Source organism: Streptomyces sp. NPDC002088 (assembly GCF_040296605.1).
In the GTDB taxonomy this organism is placed as follows: domain Bacteria; phylum Actinomycetota; class Actinomycetes; order Streptomycetales; family Streptomycetaceae; genus Streptomyces.
In genome coordinates this window covers 124,431-143,445 of record NZ_JBEOXO010000017.1, presented here as the reverse complement: position 1 = coordinate 143,445, position 19,015 = coordinate 124,431, and the positions used below count along the sequence as shown (strand labels likewise).

Below are 19,015 nucleotides of genomic sequence, written 5' to 3'. Positions count from 1 at the left end.
CTGGCTCGATCCAATCCAGCCGGTTCTTGGTCAGTCAAGAGGAATCCGGTCACCGATTTGCTTCGATGTACTGCCAGTTGTAAACGGAAGATGAACGACGTGGACATACGAACGCAGACGGGTTGTGACTGATTCTTGACGTAGTGCGAGGTCATTGATTGTTCAAAGGGAAGGTAGTCTCGCCGCAGTTGGCGTCGCACGGCGCACCAGTCCGAATCGATCGAATCCGGTCACGTGATACGTCATACGTCACGCACCGTGCAGCACCCATGAAGGAGGCCCGGTGTCCACGAACCAGGTGGACGCGCCCGCCCGGCCGGCACCGCCCACGCGCAGGGGCGTTCGGGACTTCGCCGACCGGTGGCCCTTCAGGCGCAAGCTCAACATCCTCGTCGGTGTGCCGCTCGCCGTGGTCGCCGTACTGCTCGCCTACCTCATCACCGGGCTGATTCAGGAGTCCGACCGCGCCGAGTCGGCGGCCCAGCTGGTCCGCGACAGCACCCAGGTCGCACAACTCGTCGACCAGGTGCAGGCCGAGCACCAGCAGGCGATCCTGCTGTCCGTGCGGCACCAGGCGTCCTTCGACGGCGGCACGCCCTCCTCCGAGGCCTACCGCATGGCGCAGCTGGCCGTGGACGCCCAGGTCGCGAAGGTGCGCGACACCTTCGGAGACCGCCTGCCGGACGCCGAGGCGCAGGCCCTCAGGGAGATCGAGGGCCTGGAAAGCCTGCGGGACACCATCGAGCAGGGCTATCTGCCCGCCGACAACATCGACCCGGCGTACGCGGGCGCCGCCCAGGGCCTCATCAACGGTCTCGGCCTGGACCGCAACGCCGGCCTCGCCGCCACCTTCACCGGCAACCTGCTCGACTCGCTGCTGCGCGCCGACGCCGCGCACGGTGCCTTCGAGACCGGTGTCTTCTCGGCGCGCACCGGGGACACCAACGCGCTCATCGAGTTCACCGGCGCGGTCGGCTCCTACGAGCTGTACACCTACCAGGCCGAACGGTTCGCGCGGTTCGCCTCCGAGGAGCAGGCCGACGAGCTCGGCGGCACCGAGCACAACACCGCGCAGGCCGCCATCACCCAGCACTACGCCGAACTGCAGATCGACCCCAGCGCCCTGCAGGCCGGGACCCCCGCCGAAGTCCGCAAGGCGCTCCGGCAGTCGATCGCCTCCTACCCCGGCTACCGTGAGCAGGCCGAGACACGGCTGAAGATCACCGCCTCGCTCATCGACCAGATCGCCGACCGGGCCGACGACGCCTCGTCCAGCGCGCAGTGGCGCGCCGGTCTACTGCTGAACCTCACGCTGATCGGCTTCGCCGTCTGGCTCGCCTTCTCCGTCGCGGTCCGCCGCTCGGTGGTGCGTCCGGTGCAGGCGCTCACCGGCGCCGCCCAGCAGGTCGCCGACGTGGCCGGCCGTGAGCTGGCCCGGGTCGCCGACGACGACGCCGAGGACGACGGCCCGCCCCTGCTGCGCGCCATGCCGGTCACCGCGCGGGACGAGATCGGCGAGCTGGCCGAGGTCTTCAACCGGGTGCAGGCCACCGCGGTCGCGCTGCTGGAACGCCAGGTGCTCAGCCGCCGCAACGTCGCCGAGATGTTCGGCAACGTGGGGCGCCGGGTCAGCAACCTCACCACCCGCCAGCTGGCTCTGATCGACTCGGTCGAGCGCGGCGAGACCGACCCGGCCCTCCTCGAACACCTCTACTCCATCGACCACATCGCGGTCCGTCTGCGCCGCAACGCCGACAGCCTGATGCTGCTCGCCGGCATCCGCGAGACGGTCCTGGACTCCGGCCCCACCGCCCTCACCAACGTCGTACGGGCCGCGCTCGGCCAGATCGAGGGCTTCCAGCGGGTCGAGCTGCACGCCGGGACCGAGGTCATGGTGGAGCCGGACATGATCGGCGATCTGACGCTGATGGTGGCCGAACTCCTCGAGAACGCCGTGTCGTTCTCGCCCGCCGGCAGCCCGGTGGAGGTGACCGTGCGGTCCGGCGACACCGGCGCGACGGTCACGATCGTCGACCACGGCCTGGGCATGAGCGCCGAGCGCCTCGACGAGGAGAACGGCCGCCTGATCCGCCGCGAACGCCTGGATCTGGTGCCGACGAAGGTGCTCGGCCTGTTCGTGGTGGGCAGTCTGGCCCGTCGCTGGGAGGTCGGCGTCACCCTGTCCCGCACCCAGGGCGGCGGCGTGACGGCCGAGGTGACGATTCCGTCGTCGCTGCTGCTGACGATGAGCGCGGTGGTCTCCGGCGGTTCGGGCACGCCTTCCGGGACCGTGCAAGCAGCCGCCGTACCGGCCGGGTCGGCGCCCGCCGCCGGGCCTCGCCCGTCGCCCGCCGCACCCACCCCCACACCGGCCGACGACCACACCGGCTCCCTCCCCCGCCGCGTCCCCCGGCGCGAGCCGGACCCGGCGGACGGGCGGGCACCACTCATCCCGGGGGCACGCACCGAGGCGCCCGCGTCCGCCGGGGGCGCCACCGGCGCCCGCCCCCTGCGGCGCCGCGTCCGCGGCGCCACCCTCCGTACCACCGCGGACGCCGCGCAGCAGTCCGCACGGCAGGCCGCCCGGCCCGCCGACGCGGAGGCCGTCCGTTCCGCGCTGGAGGAGTTCGAGGCCGCCGTGGAACGCGCCCACCAGGACACCGCCTCGCACCCCGTACCGGCCCAGCCCGCACAGACCCCCCACCACGCGCACGACGCGAACCACCTCCCGGAAGGAGCCGAGCAGTGAGTACGTCGACAGGTGACACGCCGTCCGGCGGCCCCGCGCCGACCGATCTGCAGGCCGCCGCAGCCGACTTCGCCTGGCTGCTCAACCGTTTCGCGACGGAGACCGCAGGCGTGGTCGACGCCATCGCGGTGTCCTCCGACGGCCTGCTCATCGCCGTCTCCGAGCTGCGCGAGCACGCCGACTCCGAGCGGCTGGCGGCGATCGTCTCCGGCATCACCAGCCTGGCCGCCGGGGCCTCCGGCAACTACGGCCTGGGCGGCCTGAACAAGGTCATCATCGACCTCGAGGGCGGCCACGTCCTGGTCTCCGCGATCGGCAGCGGCGCGGTGCTCGGCGTGGTCACCGACAAGGACGCCAAGCTGGGCAACATCGCCTACGAGATGACGGTGTTCGCCAACCGGGCCGGCGCCGCGCTCAGCCCCCAGGTGGTGCTCGAACTCAAGAACAGCGTCGGCGCCACGTCCCGGCGCTGACCGGCCGCCGCCCGGTCGCGAGAGGAAAGAGAGCCACCCATGGCGGACGGTGCCGCGCCACCCCCGGACCCGGCCCCGGTTCCGGTCGGGCCCGCCCCCGCCGTACGGCCGTTCCTGGTCACCGCCGGCCGGGTGGCGGGCGCGGGAGAGGCCGAGTCCGGCAGGGCGATGCCCGTCGAGACGCAGCTGGTGGCCACCGTCACCGGGCTCGACGGGCTCGACCGGCTCTCCTTCGAGCGGCACGACATCGTCGCCGCCTGCCGGCAGCCGCAGTCCATCGCGGAGATCGCGGCCCGGCTGCGGCTGCACCTGAACGTGGTGCGGGTCCTCGCCGAGGACCTGCGCTCCGCCGGGCAGCTGACGGTGCACGTGCCCGACGTGGGCGCCACCCACGACGCATCCGTCCTGCGCAGGGTTATCGATGGCCTGCGGGCCATCCCCGACTCCCGAGGGGTACTCCGTGACACCGACTGAACCGCTCACCCGGGGCGCGGCCACGCAGAGCGCGGTACGGCCGCCGCTGCCGGTGAAGATGGTGATCGCGGGCGGTTTCGGCGTGGGCAAGACCACCGCCGTCGGCTCGATCTCCGAGATCGAGCCGCTGACCACCGAGGCCGCCATCACCGAGGTCGCGGCCGGGGTGGACGACCTCAGCCACACCCCGCGCAAGACCACGACCACGGTCGCGATGGACTTCGGCTGCATCACCATCGACCCCACCCTGAAGCTGTACCTGTTCGGCACGCCCGGACAGGAGCGGTTCGGGTTCATGTGGGACGACATCGTCGAGGGCGCGGTCGGCGGGCTGGTCATCGTCGACACCCGCCGCCTGGACGACTGCTACGCGGCCGTCGACTACTTCGAACACCGGCAGATCCCGTTCGCCGTGGCGGCCAACGCCTTCGACGGGAAGGTCGAACACACCCTGGACGAGGTCCGCTGGGCGCTCGACGTCGCCGACCACGTCCCGGTGCTCGTCTTCGACGCCCGGGAGCGGGGCTCGGTGCGCGACGCGCTGCTCGTCGTACTGGAGCTGGCGCTGGCGCGCACCGAGGGCTGACTCATCCGCTCCTGCGCACGCCCGGCGACACCGTGAACCGGGTGACCGCCCAGAACAGTGCGAGGGTCGCCAGCGCCACCAGGGCCACCAGCGTGGCGCCGCCCACGACCTTCTCGTAGTTGCGCTGGTAGAGGCCGTCGATGACGTAGCGGCCGAGGCCGCCGAGGCTGACGTACGCGGCGATGGTGGCCGTCGAGACGATCTGGATGGCCGCCGAGCGCAGACCGCTGAGGATCAGCGGGAGCGCGACCGGCAGTTCCACCTGGAACAGGACCCGGGGCTCGGCCATGCCCATGCCCCGGGCGGCGTCCACCGGGGACGGATCGACGGAGCGGACCGCCTCGTACGTGGTCACCAGGATCGGCGGGACGGCGAGGACGACCAGCGGGATCATCACGGGCATCAGGCCGAAGCCGAGCAGGATGAACATCAGCACCAGCAGACCGAAGCTGGGCAGCGCGCGGGCGGCGGTGGCGATGGACGCCAGCGCGTTGCCGCCGCGGCCGGTGTGGCCGGTCAGCAGGCCCACCGGCAGCCCGATGGCGGCGGCGATGGCGAGCGCGATCAGCGAGTACTGGAGGTGCTCGCGCAGCCGGGTGGGGATGCCGTCGTAGCCGTGCCAGTGGGCGCTGTCGCTGAAGAACGCGTTGATGAAGTGGATGACGTTCATCGGACGGCGTCCTCCAGGGCGGGCGCGGCCGGTTCGGGCCGGGCCTCGGCGGCGGGGCGGGCATCGCGGGTGCCGCGCGGCATCCAGGGCGTCAGGAGCAGGCGGACGACGACCAGGACGGCGTCCGCGAGGATGGCCAGGACGGCCGTGCCGATCACCGAGAGCCATACGAGGCGCGGCTGGTGGTAGATCATGCCGTCGTTGAGCAGATTGCCGAGGCCGCCCTGGTTGCCGATCAACATGCCGACGCTGACGAGCGAGATGCTCGACACGGTCGCCACCCGCAGCCCGGCGATGATCGCGGGCGCCGCGATCGGCAACTGCACCAGGACGTACCGGCGTACCGGCCCGAAGCCCATGGCGGTGGCCGCGGCGAGGGTCTCCTCGGGGACCGAGCGGACGCCGTCCACGATCGCCGGGACGAACACCACCAGGCTGTAGACGGCCAGCGGGATCATCACGGTGAGCTCGGTCTGGCCGGTGTAGTCGATGAGGACGACGAAGAAGGCCAGGGAGGGGATGGCGTACAGCACGGTCGCCAGGCCCAGGACGGGCGCGTACAGCCAGCGCAGGCGTACACAGAGCTGGGCGATCGGCAGCGCGGCGACCAGACCGACCAGGACCGGCAGCAGGGACTCGCGCAGGTGCAGGCCGATGAGGCCGAAGTAGCTGTGCTGGAGGTCGCTCGGGATGTCGAAGATGCCGTTCATCCGGCGACCTTCTTGGCGGTACGCCCGTCGGCGTCGGCGTCGGGGACCGCCTCGCCGCCGGCCTTCGGGGCCGTACGGCCCTCGGCGTGGGCGCTGCGGATCGCCTCGCCGATGGTCCGCTGCGAGACCACTCCGGTCGCCCGGCCCTCGCGGTCGACGGCGACGGACCAGCCGGTGGGCGAGAGCACGGCGCCGTCGAGCGCGGCGCGCAGCGAGTCCTTGCCGGCCTCGAAGGGCCGTCCGTACGGCAGGAGTTGCTCGGGTCGGATCTCCCCGGCCGTGAGGTCCTTCGGCTCGCTCCAGCCGAGCGGTCTGCCGTCCAGGCCCGTGACGAGGAGGTAGGGGGATTCCCTGGTGTCGCGGGCGGCGATCTGCTCGGCGGTGGAGTCGATCGCGACGATCGGGGCGGTCAGCAGGTCGAGTCCCGCGGAGGTGAAGAAGGACAGCCGCCGGATGCCGCGGTCGGCGCCGAGGAAGTCCTCGACGAAGGCGTCGGCCGGGTCGGACAGCAGTTCGGCGGGCGGCGCGTACTGGGCGAGCCGGCCGCCGGTGCGCATCACGGCGACCATCGTGCCGATCTTGATGGCCTCGTCGATGTCGTGCGTGACGAAGACGATGGTCTTGCCCAACTCGTCCTGGATTCTCAGGAGTTCGTCCTGCAGCCCTTTGCGTACCACGGGGTCGACGGCGGAGAACGGCTCGTCCATCAGCAGCACCGGCGGGTCGGCGGCGAGCGCCCGCGCCACACCGACGCGCTGCTGCTGTCCGCCGGAGAGCTGGTAGGGGTACCGCTTGGCGAGTGCGGCGTCGAGGCCGACCCGCTCCATCAGCTCGCGCGCTCGCGCCCGGGCCCTGTCCTTGCTCCAGCCGAGCAGGCGCGGCACGGTGGCGATGTTGTCGACGATCGTGCGGTGCTGGAAGAGCCCGGCGTTCTGGATGACGTAACCCATCGAGCGGCGCAGGGTGTTGACCGGCTGCTGCTGGATGTCGACGCCGTCGAGAAGGATCGTGCCCTCGCTGGGCTCGACCATCCGGTTGATCATGCGCAGGGTCGTGGTCTTCCCGCAGCCCGACGGACCGACGAAGACGGTGATCGAGCGGTCCGGTATGTCCAACGAAAGCCGGTCGACCGCGACCGTGCCGTCCGGGTACCGCTTGGTGACTGAATCTATCCGTATCAAAACGCCGAATACCCTTCGGGTTTGGCAGAAAGCTGCCCTTTTTCGGCCACGGTCGTCGTTGCGCAGGCCGTTGCGGGGAGAGTCTAGACCGGGAATGTTGCAGGACTTTGGCGCCCTGATGCGAGCGGGCCGCCGAACTCCCTGTCGGCGGCCCGCTCCTTCGTCGTACCTGGCGTGGACGCCCGGCCGTCTCCTACACCGGCACCGAGCCCGCCCCGGCCACCGGCAGCCCCGGCGTCCGCAGCACCCGTCGCCCGGCGTCCACGGCGTAGACCTCGCAGCCTGCCCTCGCGGCGGCCCACTCGACGCCCTCCTCGCCCATCGCGAAGGCGGCGGTGGCCATGGCGTCCGCCTCGGCCAGGGTCGGGGCCACGACGGTGACGCTGAGGAGGCCGGTGGCCGGACGGCCCGTACGGCCGTCGACGATGTGGTCGCCGCGCTCGTAGCGCGCGGAGGTCGCGACCGCGTGGTCGGTGATCTCCAGGACGGTGCAGAGCTTGTCGGCGATCTCGGGGTGCCGTACGCCGACCCGCCACGGACCGCCCGCCGTCACCACGTCTCCCCCGGCGTTCAGGCAGAACCGGGTCAGGCCGGCGCCCGTGAGCAGTTCCGCCGCCCGCTGCACCGACCAGCCCTTCACCATCGCGCAGGGATCCAGGCCCCGGCCGGGCAGCCGTACGTCGAACGCGCCTTTGGTGGCGACCCGGTACTCCTCGCACAGGCCGAGCACCTCGGCGAGGTCGGGGCTCACCTCGTCGGCGGACAGCTCGCCCCGGTCGAGGCGGGACACCTCGCTGTCCGCCTTGAAGGGGCTGAACCGCTCGTCGACCTCGCGCAGCCACGCGAACATCACGTCCACGATGCCGTCGGGGACGAGCTCGTCGTCGATCCGCAGCGAGACCGGGAACCCCATGACGTGTTCGACGCGGCGCACGTCAGGCGCCCTTCGCGTCGAGGGCGGCCTGGAGCGACTCCTTGTAGCCGTCGCTCGTGATCGTCGCGCCCGACACCGCGTCGATGTCCGCGCTCTGCGCCTGAAGCGTCTCCGCGATCAGCTGCGGCACGGCGGCCGTCGTCTGCGGATGGTTCGGCTGCTGCACCATCCGCACGGACGCGATCTTGTCGCCCTCGAACGTCACCTCCACCTGCACGGCGCCCTTCTCGGTGTTCACCGTCGTACCGGCGACGACCTGCGACGAGGCACCCGAGGAGCCGGAGGAGGAGGAAGAAGAGGAAGAGGAAGAAGGAGAGATCGAGGACGGCGTCGATGCGGGCGCGGCGACCTCGGTGGACGACGTGTCCGTCGACGGTGCGTAGCGCCACACCGGGATCAGGCCCGCGACGCTCAGGACCAGGACAGGTATTGCTCGCTTCACGGTGTCTTCCTCATCCCGCCAGGCTGAATCGCTCGAAATGGATCTGCGGCTTGGGCACGTCCAGCTCGCGCAGGCTGCCGAGTACCGCGTTCATCATGGGCGGCGGTCCGCACAGGAAGACGTCCCGGTCGGTGATGTCCGGCACGAGCCGCGCGAGCTCGCTCGGGGCCAGCTTGTCGGGGCTGACCGGTCCGGTGACCAGGTGCAGCTCGGCGCCCTTGGCCTGGGCGAGGTCCCGCAGCTCGTCGTAGAGGACCGCATCCCGGTCGGTGGCGACGCGGTAGATGACCACGGCGTGGCCGTGCAGCTCCTCCAGAAGCGCCCGGATGGGGGTGACACCGACGCCGCCGGCGATGAGCAGGGCCTCGGGCCGGGTGCGGTGCAGGGCGGTGAAGGCGCCGTAGGGGCCCTCGGCGAAGACGCGCGTGCCGACCTTCACGTGCCGCAGGGCGGCGGTGCCGTCGCCGGCCGTCTTGGCGGTGAGCCGCAGCGTGCGGCCGTCCGGGGCGGCCGACAGGGAGAACGGGTTGGCCTGCCACCAGCGGTCCCGGGTCAGGAACCGCCACAGGAAGAACTGGCCGGCCCGCGCGGGCAGCCGGTCCAGGTCGCGTCCGGTGACGTAGATCGAGACGACGTTGTCCGACTCGGGGACGACCGCCGACACCCGCAGCTGGTGGCGCCAGTTCCGCCACAGCGGCAGCACCGCCCGGCCGACGGCCACCGCGCCCAGCGCCACGCCCCACACGACGTACCAGTACGTCTTGGCGGCGGACGACGACGTGAAGGTCGTACCGACCGCGACCTGGTGCGTGAACGCCAGGACCACCGCGACGTAGGCGTACAGGTGGATGAAGTGCCACGTCTCGTAGGCCAGCCGGCGCCGGGCGTAGCGCGCCGAGACGGCGCCGATCACGATGATGATCGCCAGCGCGACGACGGCCCGCAGCACGCCCTCGACGGTCTCGGCGAGGTCCACCAGCTGGCTCACCGGGTCCATGGCGGACGACTCGGCGTAGCCGAAGGTGATGAACACGACGTGCGCGAGCAGCGTCCACAGGATGCCGAAGCCGGTCCAGCGGTGCCAGGAGGTCAGCCGGTCCATGCCGATGCGGCGGTCGAGCCACGGCAGCCGGGCCACCAGCAGCAGCTGGAAGGCCATCAGGAGCGCGCCGTAGAGACCGGCCAGCCGGCCCAGCACGATCAGGGCGTTGGAGGCGAAGCCGGCCTGGGCGAAGAAGTAGGCGACCACGGCCACGTTCGCGGCCAGCACGGCGTACAGGCCGGTGCGGGCCACCACCCTGGGGCGTATCGCCGTGGGGGGCGCAGGGGGCGATTGGACGGTCGTCACGGGCGACAGCTCCTTGATCGGGTCCGGGGTATTCGAGCTTGTCCGCAAGGAGCTGTCATTTTGCTGTCGTTCGTCTTTCAAGTGGTTATCGAAGTGGTCGCGGCGGTGCCCCCGCTCTGGTGCCGGGAGCCGAGTGACGCACTATGAGCGGGTGGAAAAGGTACGACTTCTCGTCGTGGACGACGACCCGCCGATCGCCGACCTCGTGGCGACGGTCGCCCGCTACGAGGGCTGGGAGGCGGTCACCGCGAACTCGGGTGAGGAGGCGCTGCGCCGGGCCGCCGAGTTCCATCCGGACATCGTGGTGCTCGACCTGATGCTGCCCGACGTGGACGGCTTCGGCGTTCTGGACCGGCTGCGCGGCTCCGGGACGATGGTGCCGGTGGTGTTCCTCACCGCGCGCGACACGGTCGCCGACCGGGTGGCGGGGCTGACCCGGGGCGGCGACGACTACCTGGTCAAGCCGTTCGCGGTGGAGGAGCTGATGGCCCGGCTGCGCACGGTGCTGCGGCGCAGCGCCGGGCCCGGGTTCCAGCGGTCGGTGCTGCGGGTGGCGGACCTGACGATGGACGAGGACACCCGTGAGGTGCGGCGCGACGGCCAGCTGCTCACCCTCACCCCCACCGAGTACGAGGTGCTGCGCTACCTGATGCGCAAGTCGCCGACCGTCCTGACCAAGGCGCAGATCCTCGACCACGTGTGGGAGTACGGCTTCGGGGGCCGCTCCAACGTCGTGGAGCTGGTGGTCAGCCGGCTGCGCCGCAAGCTCGACGACACGGGCGATCCGCTGATCCAGACCGTGCGCGGCTTCGGGTACGTCATCCGGCAGGCGGCCGAGTGATCGGGCGGCTGCGGCACTACCGCCGACTGCGTCTGGGCACCCGGCTCGCCCTCGGTCTGGGTGTGCTGGCGCTGGTCGTGTTCGCCGTCGTCGGCACCGCGCTGACGACGTACATGCGCGACTACCTGGAGAACCAGCTCGGCTACCAGCTGAAGGTCGTCCAGACCGTGCAGACCAAGGACGCCGAGGCCAACGGCACGGTGACGCAGAAGCCGTACTGGGGCTGGTTCACGGCGGTCTACGACGTGTCGGGCGACTCCGCCGAGCTGCGGCAGCCCGCCGACATCCCGCACGACATCCGCCCGCTGACCGCGCTCGCCGAGACCATGGCGCACTCCGACACGGAGATCATGCGCACCGTGCACATCGACGGGTCGGGCACCTACCGGCTGAGGGCCTGTGAGGTCGAGCCCGGGGTGGTGCTGGTCAGTGCCGCCCCCATGTCCGAGATCGACGACACCATCGACCGGCTGATCACGGTGCAGGTGATCGCCTTCGGGCTCGCGCTGCTGGCGCTGGTGGTCTTCGGCCGGAGAATGCTGCGGCGGGGACTGAAACCGCTGAGCGACATGGCGCACACCGCTCACGGCATCGCCTCGCATGACCTCAGCGAAACGGAGGCGCGGCTGCCGCTGCGCGCCGACGAGCGGGGCGGCGGCCCGGAGGTCGAGGAACTGCGCACCGCCTTCAACACCATGCTGGAGCACATCGACGACTCCCTCGCGGTCCGCGCGGAGGCCGAGCAGCGGCTGCGCCGGTTCGTCGCGGACGCCTCGCACGAGCTGCGTACGCCCCTGATGTCCGTACGGGGCTACGCGGACCTCTTCCAGTACGCCGCCGCCAACGCCCCCGAGGAGCGGGACAAGCACCTGGCCCGGCTGCGCACCGAGGCGGCCCGGATGGGCGTCCTGCTGGACGACCTGCTGCTGCTCGCCCGTCTGGACGCGGCGGAGGTGGACGCGCCGCTGCGGCCGCAGGAGACGGATCTGGTGGAGCTGGTCGAGGAGGCGGCCGCCGCGTTCCGGGCGAGCCATCCGGGGCGCCCGCTGACGGTGACGTCCGGCCCGGCCTCGCTGAAGCTGCGCCTGGACCCGCACCGCATCCGGCAGGTGCTGGACAACCTGCTCACCAACGCCGCCGTGCACACCCCGGCCGGTACGCGGGTGTCGGTGCGGGTCGCGCTGGAGCAGGACATGGCACTGGTGCGGGTCGAGGACGCCGGCCCCGGTATACCGGCCGCCGACCGGGAACGGGTCTTCGACCGCTTCTACCGCGTCGACAAGGCCCGCAGCCGCGACCGCGGCGGCAGCGGCCTCGGCCTGTCGGTCGCCGGCTCGCTGGTCCGCGCGCACGGCGGCACCATCGAGCTGGGCGACGAGCCCGGCATCACGGTGTTCACGGTCGGCCTCCCGCTCACGCACGGCGGCAACCGGGTCGCCGAGACCGACACGAGCTCAGCAGGGTGGTGAAGCCGAGCCGGCAGGGCGCGACGTGCGTGGGGGACACCGACGTGTGAGCGCGGTTCAGAAGTGCGGGGGCGGGTGTGGGTGCGCGTGCGGACCGGGGTGGCGGGGGCGAGCCGCCAGGACGGCCACGTCGTCCTCCGCGCGACGGGCGTCCAGCCGGCCGAGCACCGAGTCGAGGATGTCCTCCACCCCGGCCGTGGTCGCGAACCGGAGCGCGGCGAGCCGGTCCAGGGACCGGTCGATGTCCTCGCCGCGCCGTTCGACGAGCCCGTCGGTGAACAGCAGCAGGGTCTGGTGCACGGCCAGGTCGTGGGTGGCGAGCTCGTAGCCGCCGAACCCGGTGCCCAGGGGCGGCCCGACCGGCACCGACAGCAGCGAGGTCCCGCCCTCCCGGTCGATCACCGCGGGCGGCAGATGGCCCGCGCCCGACACCGTCACCTGTTCGCGCACGGGGTCGACACTGGCGATCAGACAGGTCGCCGGTCTGCGGTGGGGCAGCTCGTCGGCGAGGGCGTCCAGCTGGCGCAGCACGCGGTGCGGCGGGAGGTCGGCGGCGGCGAGGGCCCTCAGGTCGGAGCGGTAGGCGGCCATGTCGACGGCGGCTTCCACGCCGTGTCCCATGACGTCGCCGACGACGAGGAGGGTGCGGCCGAAGTGGAGCCGTACGGTCTCGCACCAGTCCCCGCCGACCAGGTCCTGCCGCCCCGCGGGCAGATAGCGGACGGCGACGTCCAGGTTGGGGTGCGGACGGCCGGGTTCGGCACGCAGCGCGCGCTGGAGGTCACCCGCGGTACGGCTGACCCGGGCGTGCTCCCGGGCGTGCCGCAGGTGCGAGGCGGCCCGTTCGGCCAGGAGGGCGAGGACCTCCGTCTCCGTGTGGGTGAACGGCGCTCCTTCCCGGGCACACACCAGGACGCCGTAGCGGTGCTCGCCGGTCGCCAGGGGCACGCAGAGCGCGGACCGGGTGCGGTCGGGCGCGGCGTGGCCGACGCTCTGCCCGCCCCACGCGTCGACCGCAGGGGCGGCCATCTCGCGCGCCACCGCCGTGGCCCACCGGGCGTCGGGCAGTCCCTCCGCGTCCCCGGCGATCGACTCGTACCCCGACACGACCGGGCCGTCGACCCGCATGACAGCCGCCGTACCGCCCGTCTGCCCGGCGGCCGCCCGGGTCAGCTCGGCGCAGGTGGCCGCCTCGTCGAGCGTCGTACCGACGCCGACCGCCACCGACCGCAGCGCCGCCAGGACCACCACCGGATCGTCCTGGCGGGCGGGCGTGGTCGCGCGGCCGGCGCCGTCCTCCGGCGCGGGTTCGCGGTGCGACCGGAACCATCGCGCGACCCTGAACACTCTCAAAGCGTGACAAAAGCTGACGCCAGGCGCATCGGGCGCCTGTCAGGCCAGACATTCCGGTGCCCAGGTCACCTGTCGCACCGCCGCCGGAACCGGTGCCGCGCACGGCCCGGGCCCGCCGCCTCAGCCCCGTGCCGCCGGGCCCGGGCCCGTACTGCGCCGGACGACCAGTTCCACGGGTACGACGGGGTCGACCCGCGGCTCGTCTGCCGGGCCGTCGATGCGGGCCAGGAGGAGGCGCAGGGAGCGGGTGCCGATCTCGGCGAAGTCGGTCCGCACGGTGGTCAGCGGGGGCAGCAGGTGCGCGGCCTCGGGGATGTCGTCGTAGCCGACGACGCTGACGTCGTCGGGGACGCGGCGTCCGGCCTCGTGGAAGGCGCGCAGCACGCCGAGCGCCATCTGGTCGTTGGAGGCGAACACCGCCGTGGCGTCCGGGCGCTCGGCCAGGCGGCGGCCCAGCTCGTAGCCGGAGTCGGCGCTCCAGTCTCCGACGAGGGGTTCGGGGACGCTCGCGCCGGCCGCGTGGAGGGCCTCCCGCCAGCTGGCCAGCCGCCGGTCGGCGGAGGTCCAGCCGGCCGGGCCCGCGACATGCTGGACGGTGCGGTGGCCGAGGCGCAGGAGGTGTTCGGTGGCGGTGCGGGCCCCGGTCTCGGAGTCCGAGGTGACCAGGGGCGTGCCGTCGCCGAGGTCGTTCTCCAGCACCACCAGCGGGGTGTCGAGGTGGGCCTCCGCCAGTGCCCGGCCGACCCAGGTCTGGGGGGCGATGGCGAGCACGCCGTCCGCGCCCTCGGCCGACAACCGGTCCACCGCCCGGACCACGGTGTCCCGGTCGGCCGTGTCGAGGGCGATGGCGCTCACCAGGTAACCGGCTTCCTGGGCCGCGGTGTTGATGGCGGTCAGGGTGGAGGCGGGCCCGTAGCGCGCCGCGTCGAAGGAGATCGCGCCGAGCATGCGGGTCCGGCCGCTGGCCAGCGAACGGGCGCTGCGGCTGGGGCGGTAGCCGAGCGTGCGCATGGCCGTCCGCACCACCTCCCTGGTCTCGGCACGGACGGCCGGGTGGTCGTTGAGGACCCGGGAGACGGTCTGCTTGGAGACACCGGCCAGCCGCGCCACGTCGTCCATCACGGGGCGCGCGCCCGCGAAGTTGCGTCGGCTGCGGCCCTTGGGAACCGGGCCGTCTGCGGCGCTCGGGGTCATGGTGGGTGTTTCCTCCGGTCTGGTCCTGCGGTGCTGCCCGCCCGGCAGCGGCAGGTCCACAGGATAGGCCGGTCGTCGCGAGCCGGCCCGCCCCCGTTCGCCCAGCTGCGGGCGATGCCCCCACTCACGATGCGAGAAGGCCACCGCCCACGCCGCGCCACAGCAACCCCGGCCGGAATCGACCCGCCGCCGCAACCCTCAGCCCCCTGGTCACCCAGGCGCGGCCATGGCCCCACTCACAATGCGAGCAATGCGGGACGGCCACCGCCCACACCGCGCCACAGCAACCCCGGCCGGAATCGACCCGCCGGCGCGCCCCTCAGCCCACCCTGGTCACCCAGGTGCGGGTGGTGATCCACTCGACGTGCGAGACGGTCGCCGTGCGTGCCGCCGCGGCCGCCCGGCCCGGCAGGTGCACCCGGGCGTCGGAGGCGAGCGGCAGCACCCGCAGTACGAGACCGCCCTCGCGCAGGGCGTCCGCGGGCAGCCGGTCCAGGCCGACGTCCCATCCGCGCCCCGCGAAGAACTGGTCGGCGACCAGGGCGTCCCCCGCGTACGCGCGCGCCACGTCACCGGTCCAGTGGATGCGCAGCAGGGTCCCCGCCGCCCGGTCCAGGAGGGCCTGCGACACGTCGACGCGGTACACGGCCGCGGTGGTGTCGTAGTGCGCGTCGGCCGGTGCGCTGGCCCGGTCCAGTTGGCCGGTGGCGGGCTCCGGCGCCGGGCCCGCGGGCCGGACGAGGGTGAGGGGCAGCGTGCCACTGAGCTCGCCGGGTTCGCCGTCGGGCAACAGCGTGCAGCGGGTGAACACGCCGTCCGCCGACTCCTTCACCGTCGCGCCGGCCACCAGCGGGGCCCGCTCGGGGGCGGGCAGCACGGCGAACGACGGCTGCGCGGCGGCACTGTGCACTCTCACCTCGTCCTGGTCGAAGACGACGCCGTCGGCGCACAGCATCAGCCGTTCGGCACCCCACGCCACCCCCCGGTGGAGGGTGCGTGCCGTCGCCGCGTCCAGCACCAGCAGGGCGGCCCGTCCGCCGTCCGCCGTGTCCACCTCGACCAGGGCCTCGGTGCCGGGCCGCAGCCCCGTGACCAGGATCCGGTCCCCGGTTCGGGCGACCTCGCCCGAAGGGGTGCGCACGGCGGCCACCGTGCCCGCGTCCAGCGCGAGTTCGGGCTCGATGCCGTCGGTCGCGGCCAGTACGAGGACCGTACGTCCGTCGCCGTCATCGACGGTGCACACCGGCTGCGCGGTGGCCCAGTCGAGCCGCAGCCCGGCCACGTCGAGCCGCAACGGCCAGCAGAAATAGGCACCTTGGGGCACGGTGACGGGACTGCTCGGCAGCGTCAGCGAAGGCGCGTCGGCGAAGTCGACCGTGAACGCGGTGTCCGGGTGATCCGGCAACGGCTCGTGCGGCTGGTGGTTGTTGACGAAGAGGAAGCCCGAGGTGCCGTCGCCGCGCACGGCCCACCGCAGGGAGTCCCGGTCGTCCTGCCCCGTCGGCAGGCGCTCCGGCAGGACGGACCGCAGGGGCGCGATCAGATGCCCGAAGTCGGCCAGCAGCAGGTGCTGCAGGCGGAGTTCGTGGTACGAGGACCGCACCTGGCCGTACTCGCCGAGCGGTGCCTGGAAGTCGTACGTCAGGACGGGCAGGTCATTGGGGTAGCCGGTGGCGTGGGACTCCTGAAGGGTCGTCGACTCGCCTGCGGGGTTGGTGCCGCCGTGGAACATGTAGTAGCCCTGCCACACCGAACCACAGCCGATCTTCGTCAGGCCGAGCGCGCCGATGTCGGCGGTGTCGACGCGTGGCCGCCGGTGGTAGGCGACCGCCATGCCGCCGCCCAGCTCGCAGGTGGCCCACGGGAACCGGTCGGCCAGGGCCTCCGGGTCGGCGCCGCGGACGGTCGTCGGACGCAGGTCGGCGCCGATGCCCTCGTCGTCGCGCTGGTGGGTGAAGAAGAAGTGCTTGCGGCAGGTGTCGGGCCAGCCGCCGTCGGCCTCGGTCCAGAACGCCTCCGCGTAGCCGCCGTACAGCGGCAGCAGTTCGTCGGCGGGGAGCTGGACGCCGCCCCAGGCCGTCGACGTCCACAGCGGCGCGCTCAGTCCCGCCTCCTGGGCCATCCGCTTCAGTGTGCTCAGGTGGCCGGGCCGGTCGTAGAGCTCGTTCTCGATCTGGATCGCGACGATCGGTCCGCCGCTCGCCCGGTCGAGGCCGCGCAGCTGCTCGGCGATCGCCGCGAACCAGGTCCGTACGAGGACCAGATAGCCGGGGTCGTCGGTGCGGGTCGCGCAGCCGCGCGCGAGGACCCAGTCGGGGAGGCCGCCGTTGCGGACCTCCGCGTGCGACCAGGGGCCGATGCGCGGGATGAAGTCCAGGCCGTGGCGGGCGCACAGTTCGGCGAAGCGGCGCAGGTCGCGGTCACCGTCGAAGCGGATACGGCCCTCGGTCTCCTCGTGGTGGATCCAGATGACGTAACTCGCGACGACCGTCACCCCGCCCGCCTTCATCTTCAGCAGCTCCTCCTCCCACTCCCGGGCGGGGTAGCGGGAGTAGTGGAACTCGCCCGAGACGGGGAACCAGGGGCGGCCGCCGCGGGTGAGCCAGCGGCTGGTCACCTCGATCGGGTCGGGCACGCCGGGCGCGTCCGCGAACGGCAGATGCCCGGTCAGCGGGGGCGCGGGGACGCGCAGGCGGTGCGGCTGGGTCATCAGGAGTTCTCCGGGCCGAGATCAGGGGTGTCGGTGAGCAGGGCGCGGGTGCCGGTGACGGCCTGCAGCTCCAGCAGGACGAGCTCGTTGGCGCCGGGGCGCAGGACGGGCGCGGGGACGTACAGGGTGTGCTGCGGGCCGCGGTTCCAGTAGCGACCGAGGTGGAAACCGTTGATCCAGGCCTGGCCCTTGGTCCAGCCGGGCAGCGACAGGAAGGCGTCGGCGGGCACGTCGACGTCGAAGGTGCCCTGATGGAAGGCGGGCACGGCGGCCGTGTCCGCGTCGGACGCGGTGAAGGGGACCGCGTCCAGGACGTCCGGCCCGTCCAGGGGCAGCGGGTGGCAGTCCCAGCCGTGCAGCGCGGTGCCGCCGAAGGAGACCGGGCCGAGCAGGCCCTTGGGCGCGCCGATGCGCGGCCCGTAGTTGACCCGGCCCATGTTCTCCACCAGTACCTCCAGCACGGCGCCGGGGCGCGGCACGTGCACGGCCAGCACCTCCTCGTGGCGCTCGCGTTCGAGGACGCCGACGGGGGCGCCGTCCAGGAACACCTGGGCACGGTCGCCGACGCCGCCCGCGAAGTGCAGCAGTCCGGTGCGGGCGGCGGGCACCGGGACGGTCGTCCGGTACAGGACGTACCCGGCCCGCAGTCCCAGGTCGTCCGCGGTGACCGGGTCCGCGGCACTGCGCACCGGTTCGCCGAACGCGCCCACGTGCGGCAGCAGCGGGGCGCTGCGGCCCAACTCCACCGGTGTGGGCGCGAGTTTGGAACTGGGCGCCGGAACGGGCTCCTGCGGGATCGCGGCATGCCGGGCGATCACCTCGCGGAAGGCGTGGTACTTCGGTCCGGGGTCGCCGCACTCGGCGAGCGGGGCGTCGTAGTCGTACGACGTGACGAGCGGGGCGTAGGCGTGGTCGTGGTTGGCGCCGTTGGTGAGGCCGAAGTTGGTGCCGCCGTGGAACATGTAGATGTTGACGGAGGCGCCCGCGGCGAGCAGCCGGTCCAGGTCGGCGGCGGCGTCGGCACCGTCACGCGCATGGTGCGGCTCGCCCCAGTGGTCGAACCAGCCGATCCAGAACTCCGCGCACATCAGCGGCCCTTCGCCCTGGTGGTCGCGCAGCCGGGCCAGGGACTGCTCGACCCGGCTGCCGAAGGTCGCGGTGGCGAGCGTGCCGGGCAGACCGCCGGCCGCCAGATGGGCGGGGTCGGCCTGGTCACAGGTGAAAAGCAGCTCCTCGACGCCGCGTGAACGCAGCGCCTGGTGCACGTGCTTGAGGTACGCGGTGTCGTCGCCGTAGGCCCCGTACTCGTTCTCCACCTGTACGGCGATCACCGGGCCGCCCGCGGCCGCCATGTGCGGCAGGAGCGGGGGCAGCAGCAGGTCGAGGTAGCGGTCGAGGGCGTCGGTGAAGCGGGGGTCGCTGCTGCGCAGGCGGATGTCCGGGTCCGCGGTCAGCCAGGAGGGCAGGCCGCCGCCGTCCCACTCGGCGCAGATGTACGGACCCGGGCGCAGCAGAACGTGCAGTCCCTCCGCCCGGGCCAGGCTCAGATAGCGCGGCAGGTCGAGCAGGCCGTCGAGGTCGAGGGGGCCGTCGGGGTCGGGCTGGTGCAGGTTCCACGGCAGGTACGTCTCCACCGTGTTGAGTCCCATCAGCCGGGCCTTGCGCAGCCGGTCCGCCCACAGGTCGGGGTGGATCCGGAAGTAGTGCATCGCGCCGGAGATGATCCGGAACGGTTGGCCGTGCAGCAGGAATCCGTCGGACGTCGTGGTCAGAGCGGGCATGCGGGGGCTTCCCTTCGGGCTCGGGTGTGCGGACGGAGAGGCATTTACGAAGAGGCATGGCCGGCGGAACGGGGGTCAGCGGGACACGGGGGTGGGACGCGTG

16 protein-coding genes are annotated in these 19,015 nt (G+C 72.6%); 6 read left to right on the top strand and 10 right to left on the bottom strand.

All coding sequences use genetic code 11. The annotated features are described in order from the left end of the window. The first annotated feature begins 283 nt into the window (after positions 1 to 283). Genes ABT114_RS31220 through ABT114_RS31205 form a run of 4 tightly spaced genes read left to right on the top strand, consistent with a single transcriptional unit; the run spans position 284 to position 4,282 of the window. Positions 284 to 2,749: a sensor histidine kinase gene (locus ABT114_RS31220; RefSeq protein WP_351146238.1), complete on the top strand. Its 2,466-nt coding sequence runs from the start codon at positions 284 to 286 to the stop codon at positions 2,747 to 2,749. Then, the gene (locus ABT114_RS31215; protein WP_351146237.1) at positions 2,746 to 3,222 is read left to right on the top strand and encodes a roadblock/LC7 domain-containing protein; all 477 of its coding nucleotides are present in this window, start codon (positions 2,746 to 2,748) and stop codon (positions 3,220 to 3,222) included. Before ABT114_RS31220 ends, ABT114_RS31215 begins: the two co-directional genes overlap by 4 nt. 39 nt (positions 3,223 to 3,261) lie before the next feature. Then, entirely contained in the window at positions 3,262 to 3,696 is a 435-nt protein-coding gene (locus tag ABT114_RS31210) for a DUF742 domain-containing protein (protein WP_351146236.1), read from the top strand. Continuing rightward, the gene (locus ABT114_RS31205) at positions 3,683 to 4,282 is read left to right on the top strand and encodes a GTP-binding protein (protein ID WP_351146235.1); all 600 of its coding nucleotides are present in this window, start codon (positions 3,683 to 3,685) and stop codon (positions 4,280 to 4,282) included. Before ABT114_RS31210 ends, ABT114_RS31205 begins: the two co-directional genes overlap by 14 nt. A gap of 1 nt (position 4,283) precedes the next feature. On the opposite strand, the gene ABT114_RS31200 is transcribed toward ABT114_RS31205, so the two are convergent. The 6 genes from ABT114_RS31200 to ABT114_RS31175 all read right to left on the bottom strand — a co-directional run bounded on the left by ABT114_RS31200 (position 4,284) and on the right by ABT114_RS31175 (position 9,567). After that, complete coding sequence (locus ABT114_RS31200) at positions 4,284 to 4,952, bottom strand: ABC transporter permease (protein WP_351146234.1); 669 nt, start codon at positions 4,950 to 4,952, stop codon at positions 4,284 to 4,286. Next, a complete protein-coding gene (locus ABT114_RS31195) occupies positions 4,949 to 5,662 on the bottom strand; it encodes an ABC transporter permease (protein ID WP_351146233.1) in 714 nt (237 codons plus the stop codon). The genes ABT114_RS31200 and ABT114_RS31195 overlap by 4 nt, the downstream gene beginning before the upstream one ends. Further along, on the bottom strand, positions 5,659 to 6,843 hold the full coding sequence (locus ABT114_RS31190) for an ABC transporter ATP-binding protein (RefSeq protein WP_351146232.1): 1,185 nt from the start codon (positions 6,841 to 6,843) through the stop codon (positions 5,659 to 5,661). The genes ABT114_RS31195 and ABT114_RS31190 overlap by 4 nt, the downstream gene beginning before the upstream one ends. Positions 6,844 to 7,036: 193 nt before the next feature. Continuing rightward, entirely contained in the window at positions 7,037 to 7,777 is a 741-nt protein-coding gene (locus ABT114_RS31185) for an FAD:protein FMN transferase (RefSeq protein WP_351146231.1), read from the bottom strand. 1 nt (position 7,778) lies between these two features. Continuing rightward, the gene (locus tag ABT114_RS31180) at positions 7,779 to 8,219 is read right to left on the bottom strand and encodes an FMN-binding protein (RefSeq protein ID WP_351146230.1); all 441 of its coding nucleotides are present in this window, start codon (positions 8,217 to 8,219) and stop codon (positions 7,779 to 7,781) included. A 10-nt stretch (positions 8,220 to 8,229) separates the two neighbouring features. After that, complete coding sequence (locus ABT114_RS31175; RefSeq protein ID WP_351146229.1) at positions 8,230 to 9,567, bottom strand: ferredoxin reductase family protein; 1,338 nt, start codon at positions 9,565 to 9,567, stop codon at positions 8,230 to 8,232. A gap of 151 nt (positions 9,568 to 9,718) precedes the next feature. Here ABT114_RS31175 and ABT114_RS31170 point away from each other — a divergent pair, with 151 nt between their 5' ends. Together ABT114_RS31170 and ABT114_RS31165 are read left to right on the top strand one after the other, a co-directional pair. After that, complete coding sequence (locus tag ABT114_RS31170; protein WP_351146304.1) at positions 9,719 to 10,408, top strand: response regulator transcription factor; 690 nt, start codon at positions 9,719 to 9,721, stop codon at positions 10,406 to 10,408. Next, positions 10,405 to 11,877, top strand: coding sequence for a sensor histidine kinase (locus tag ABT114_RS31165; protein WP_351146228.1), 1,473 nt, complete (start codon positions 10,405 to 10,407; stop codon positions 11,875 to 11,877). Before ABT114_RS31170 ends, ABT114_RS31165 begins: the two co-directional genes overlap by 4 nt. A gap of 54 nt (positions 11,878 to 11,931) precedes the next feature. Here ABT114_RS31165 and ABT114_RS31160 read toward each other — a convergent pair whose 3' ends face one another. From ABT114_RS31160 to ABT114_RS31145, 4 genes are all read right to left on the bottom strand, one after another. Beyond that, positions 11,932 to 13,221, bottom strand: a complete 1,290-nt coding sequence (locus ABT114_RS31160) for a PP2C family protein-serine/threonine phosphatase (RefSeq protein WP_351146227.1) — start codon at positions 13,219 to 13,221, stop codon at positions 11,932 to 11,934. A gap of 126 nt (positions 13,222 to 13,347) precedes the next feature. Next, complete coding sequence (locus ABT114_RS31155) at positions 13,348 to 14,421, bottom strand: LacI family DNA-binding transcriptional regulator (RefSeq protein WP_351146225.1); 1,074 nt, start codon at positions 14,419 to 14,421, stop codon at positions 13,348 to 13,350. Between the two features lie 319 nt (positions 14,422 to 14,740). Beyond that, complete coding sequence (locus ABT114_RS31150) at positions 14,741 to 17,131, bottom strand: beta-galactosidase (protein WP_351146223.1); 2,391 nt, start codon at positions 17,129 to 17,131, stop codon at positions 14,741 to 14,743. Then, complete coding sequence (locus ABT114_RS31145) at positions 17,131 to 18,912, bottom strand: beta-galactosidase (protein ID WP_351146222.1); 1,782 nt, start codon at positions 18,910 to 18,912, stop codon at positions 17,131 to 17,133. The genes ABT114_RS31150 and ABT114_RS31145 overlap by 1 nt, the downstream gene beginning before the upstream one ends. Positions 18,913 to 19,015: the final 103 nt, after the last annotated feature.

Coding starts and splice junctions, on each gene's coding strand:
- ABT114_RS31210 (WP_351146236.1), top strand. CDS start 3,262: ATGGCGGACGGTGCCGCGCCACCCCCGGACCCGGCCCCGGTTCCGGTC.
- ABT114_RS31200 (WP_351146234.1), bottom strand. CDS start 4,952: ATGAACGTCATCCACTTCATCAACGCGTTCTTCAGCGACAGCGCCCAC.
- ABT114_RS31195 (WP_351146233.1), bottom strand. CDS start 5,662: ATGAACGGCATCTTCGACATCCCGAGCGACCTCCAGCACAGCTACTTC.
- ABT114_RS31155 (WP_351146225.1), bottom strand. CDS start 14,421: ATGACCCCGAGCGCCGCAGACGGCCCGGTTCCCAAGGGCCGCAGCCGA.
- ABT114_RS31150 (WP_351146223.1), bottom strand. CDS start 17,131: ATGACCCAGCCGCACCGCCTGCGCGTCCCCGCGCCCCCGCTGACCGGG.
- ABT114_RS31145 (WP_351146222.1), bottom strand. CDS start 18,912: ATGCCCGCTCTGACCACGACGTCCGACGGATTCCTGCTGCACGGCCAA.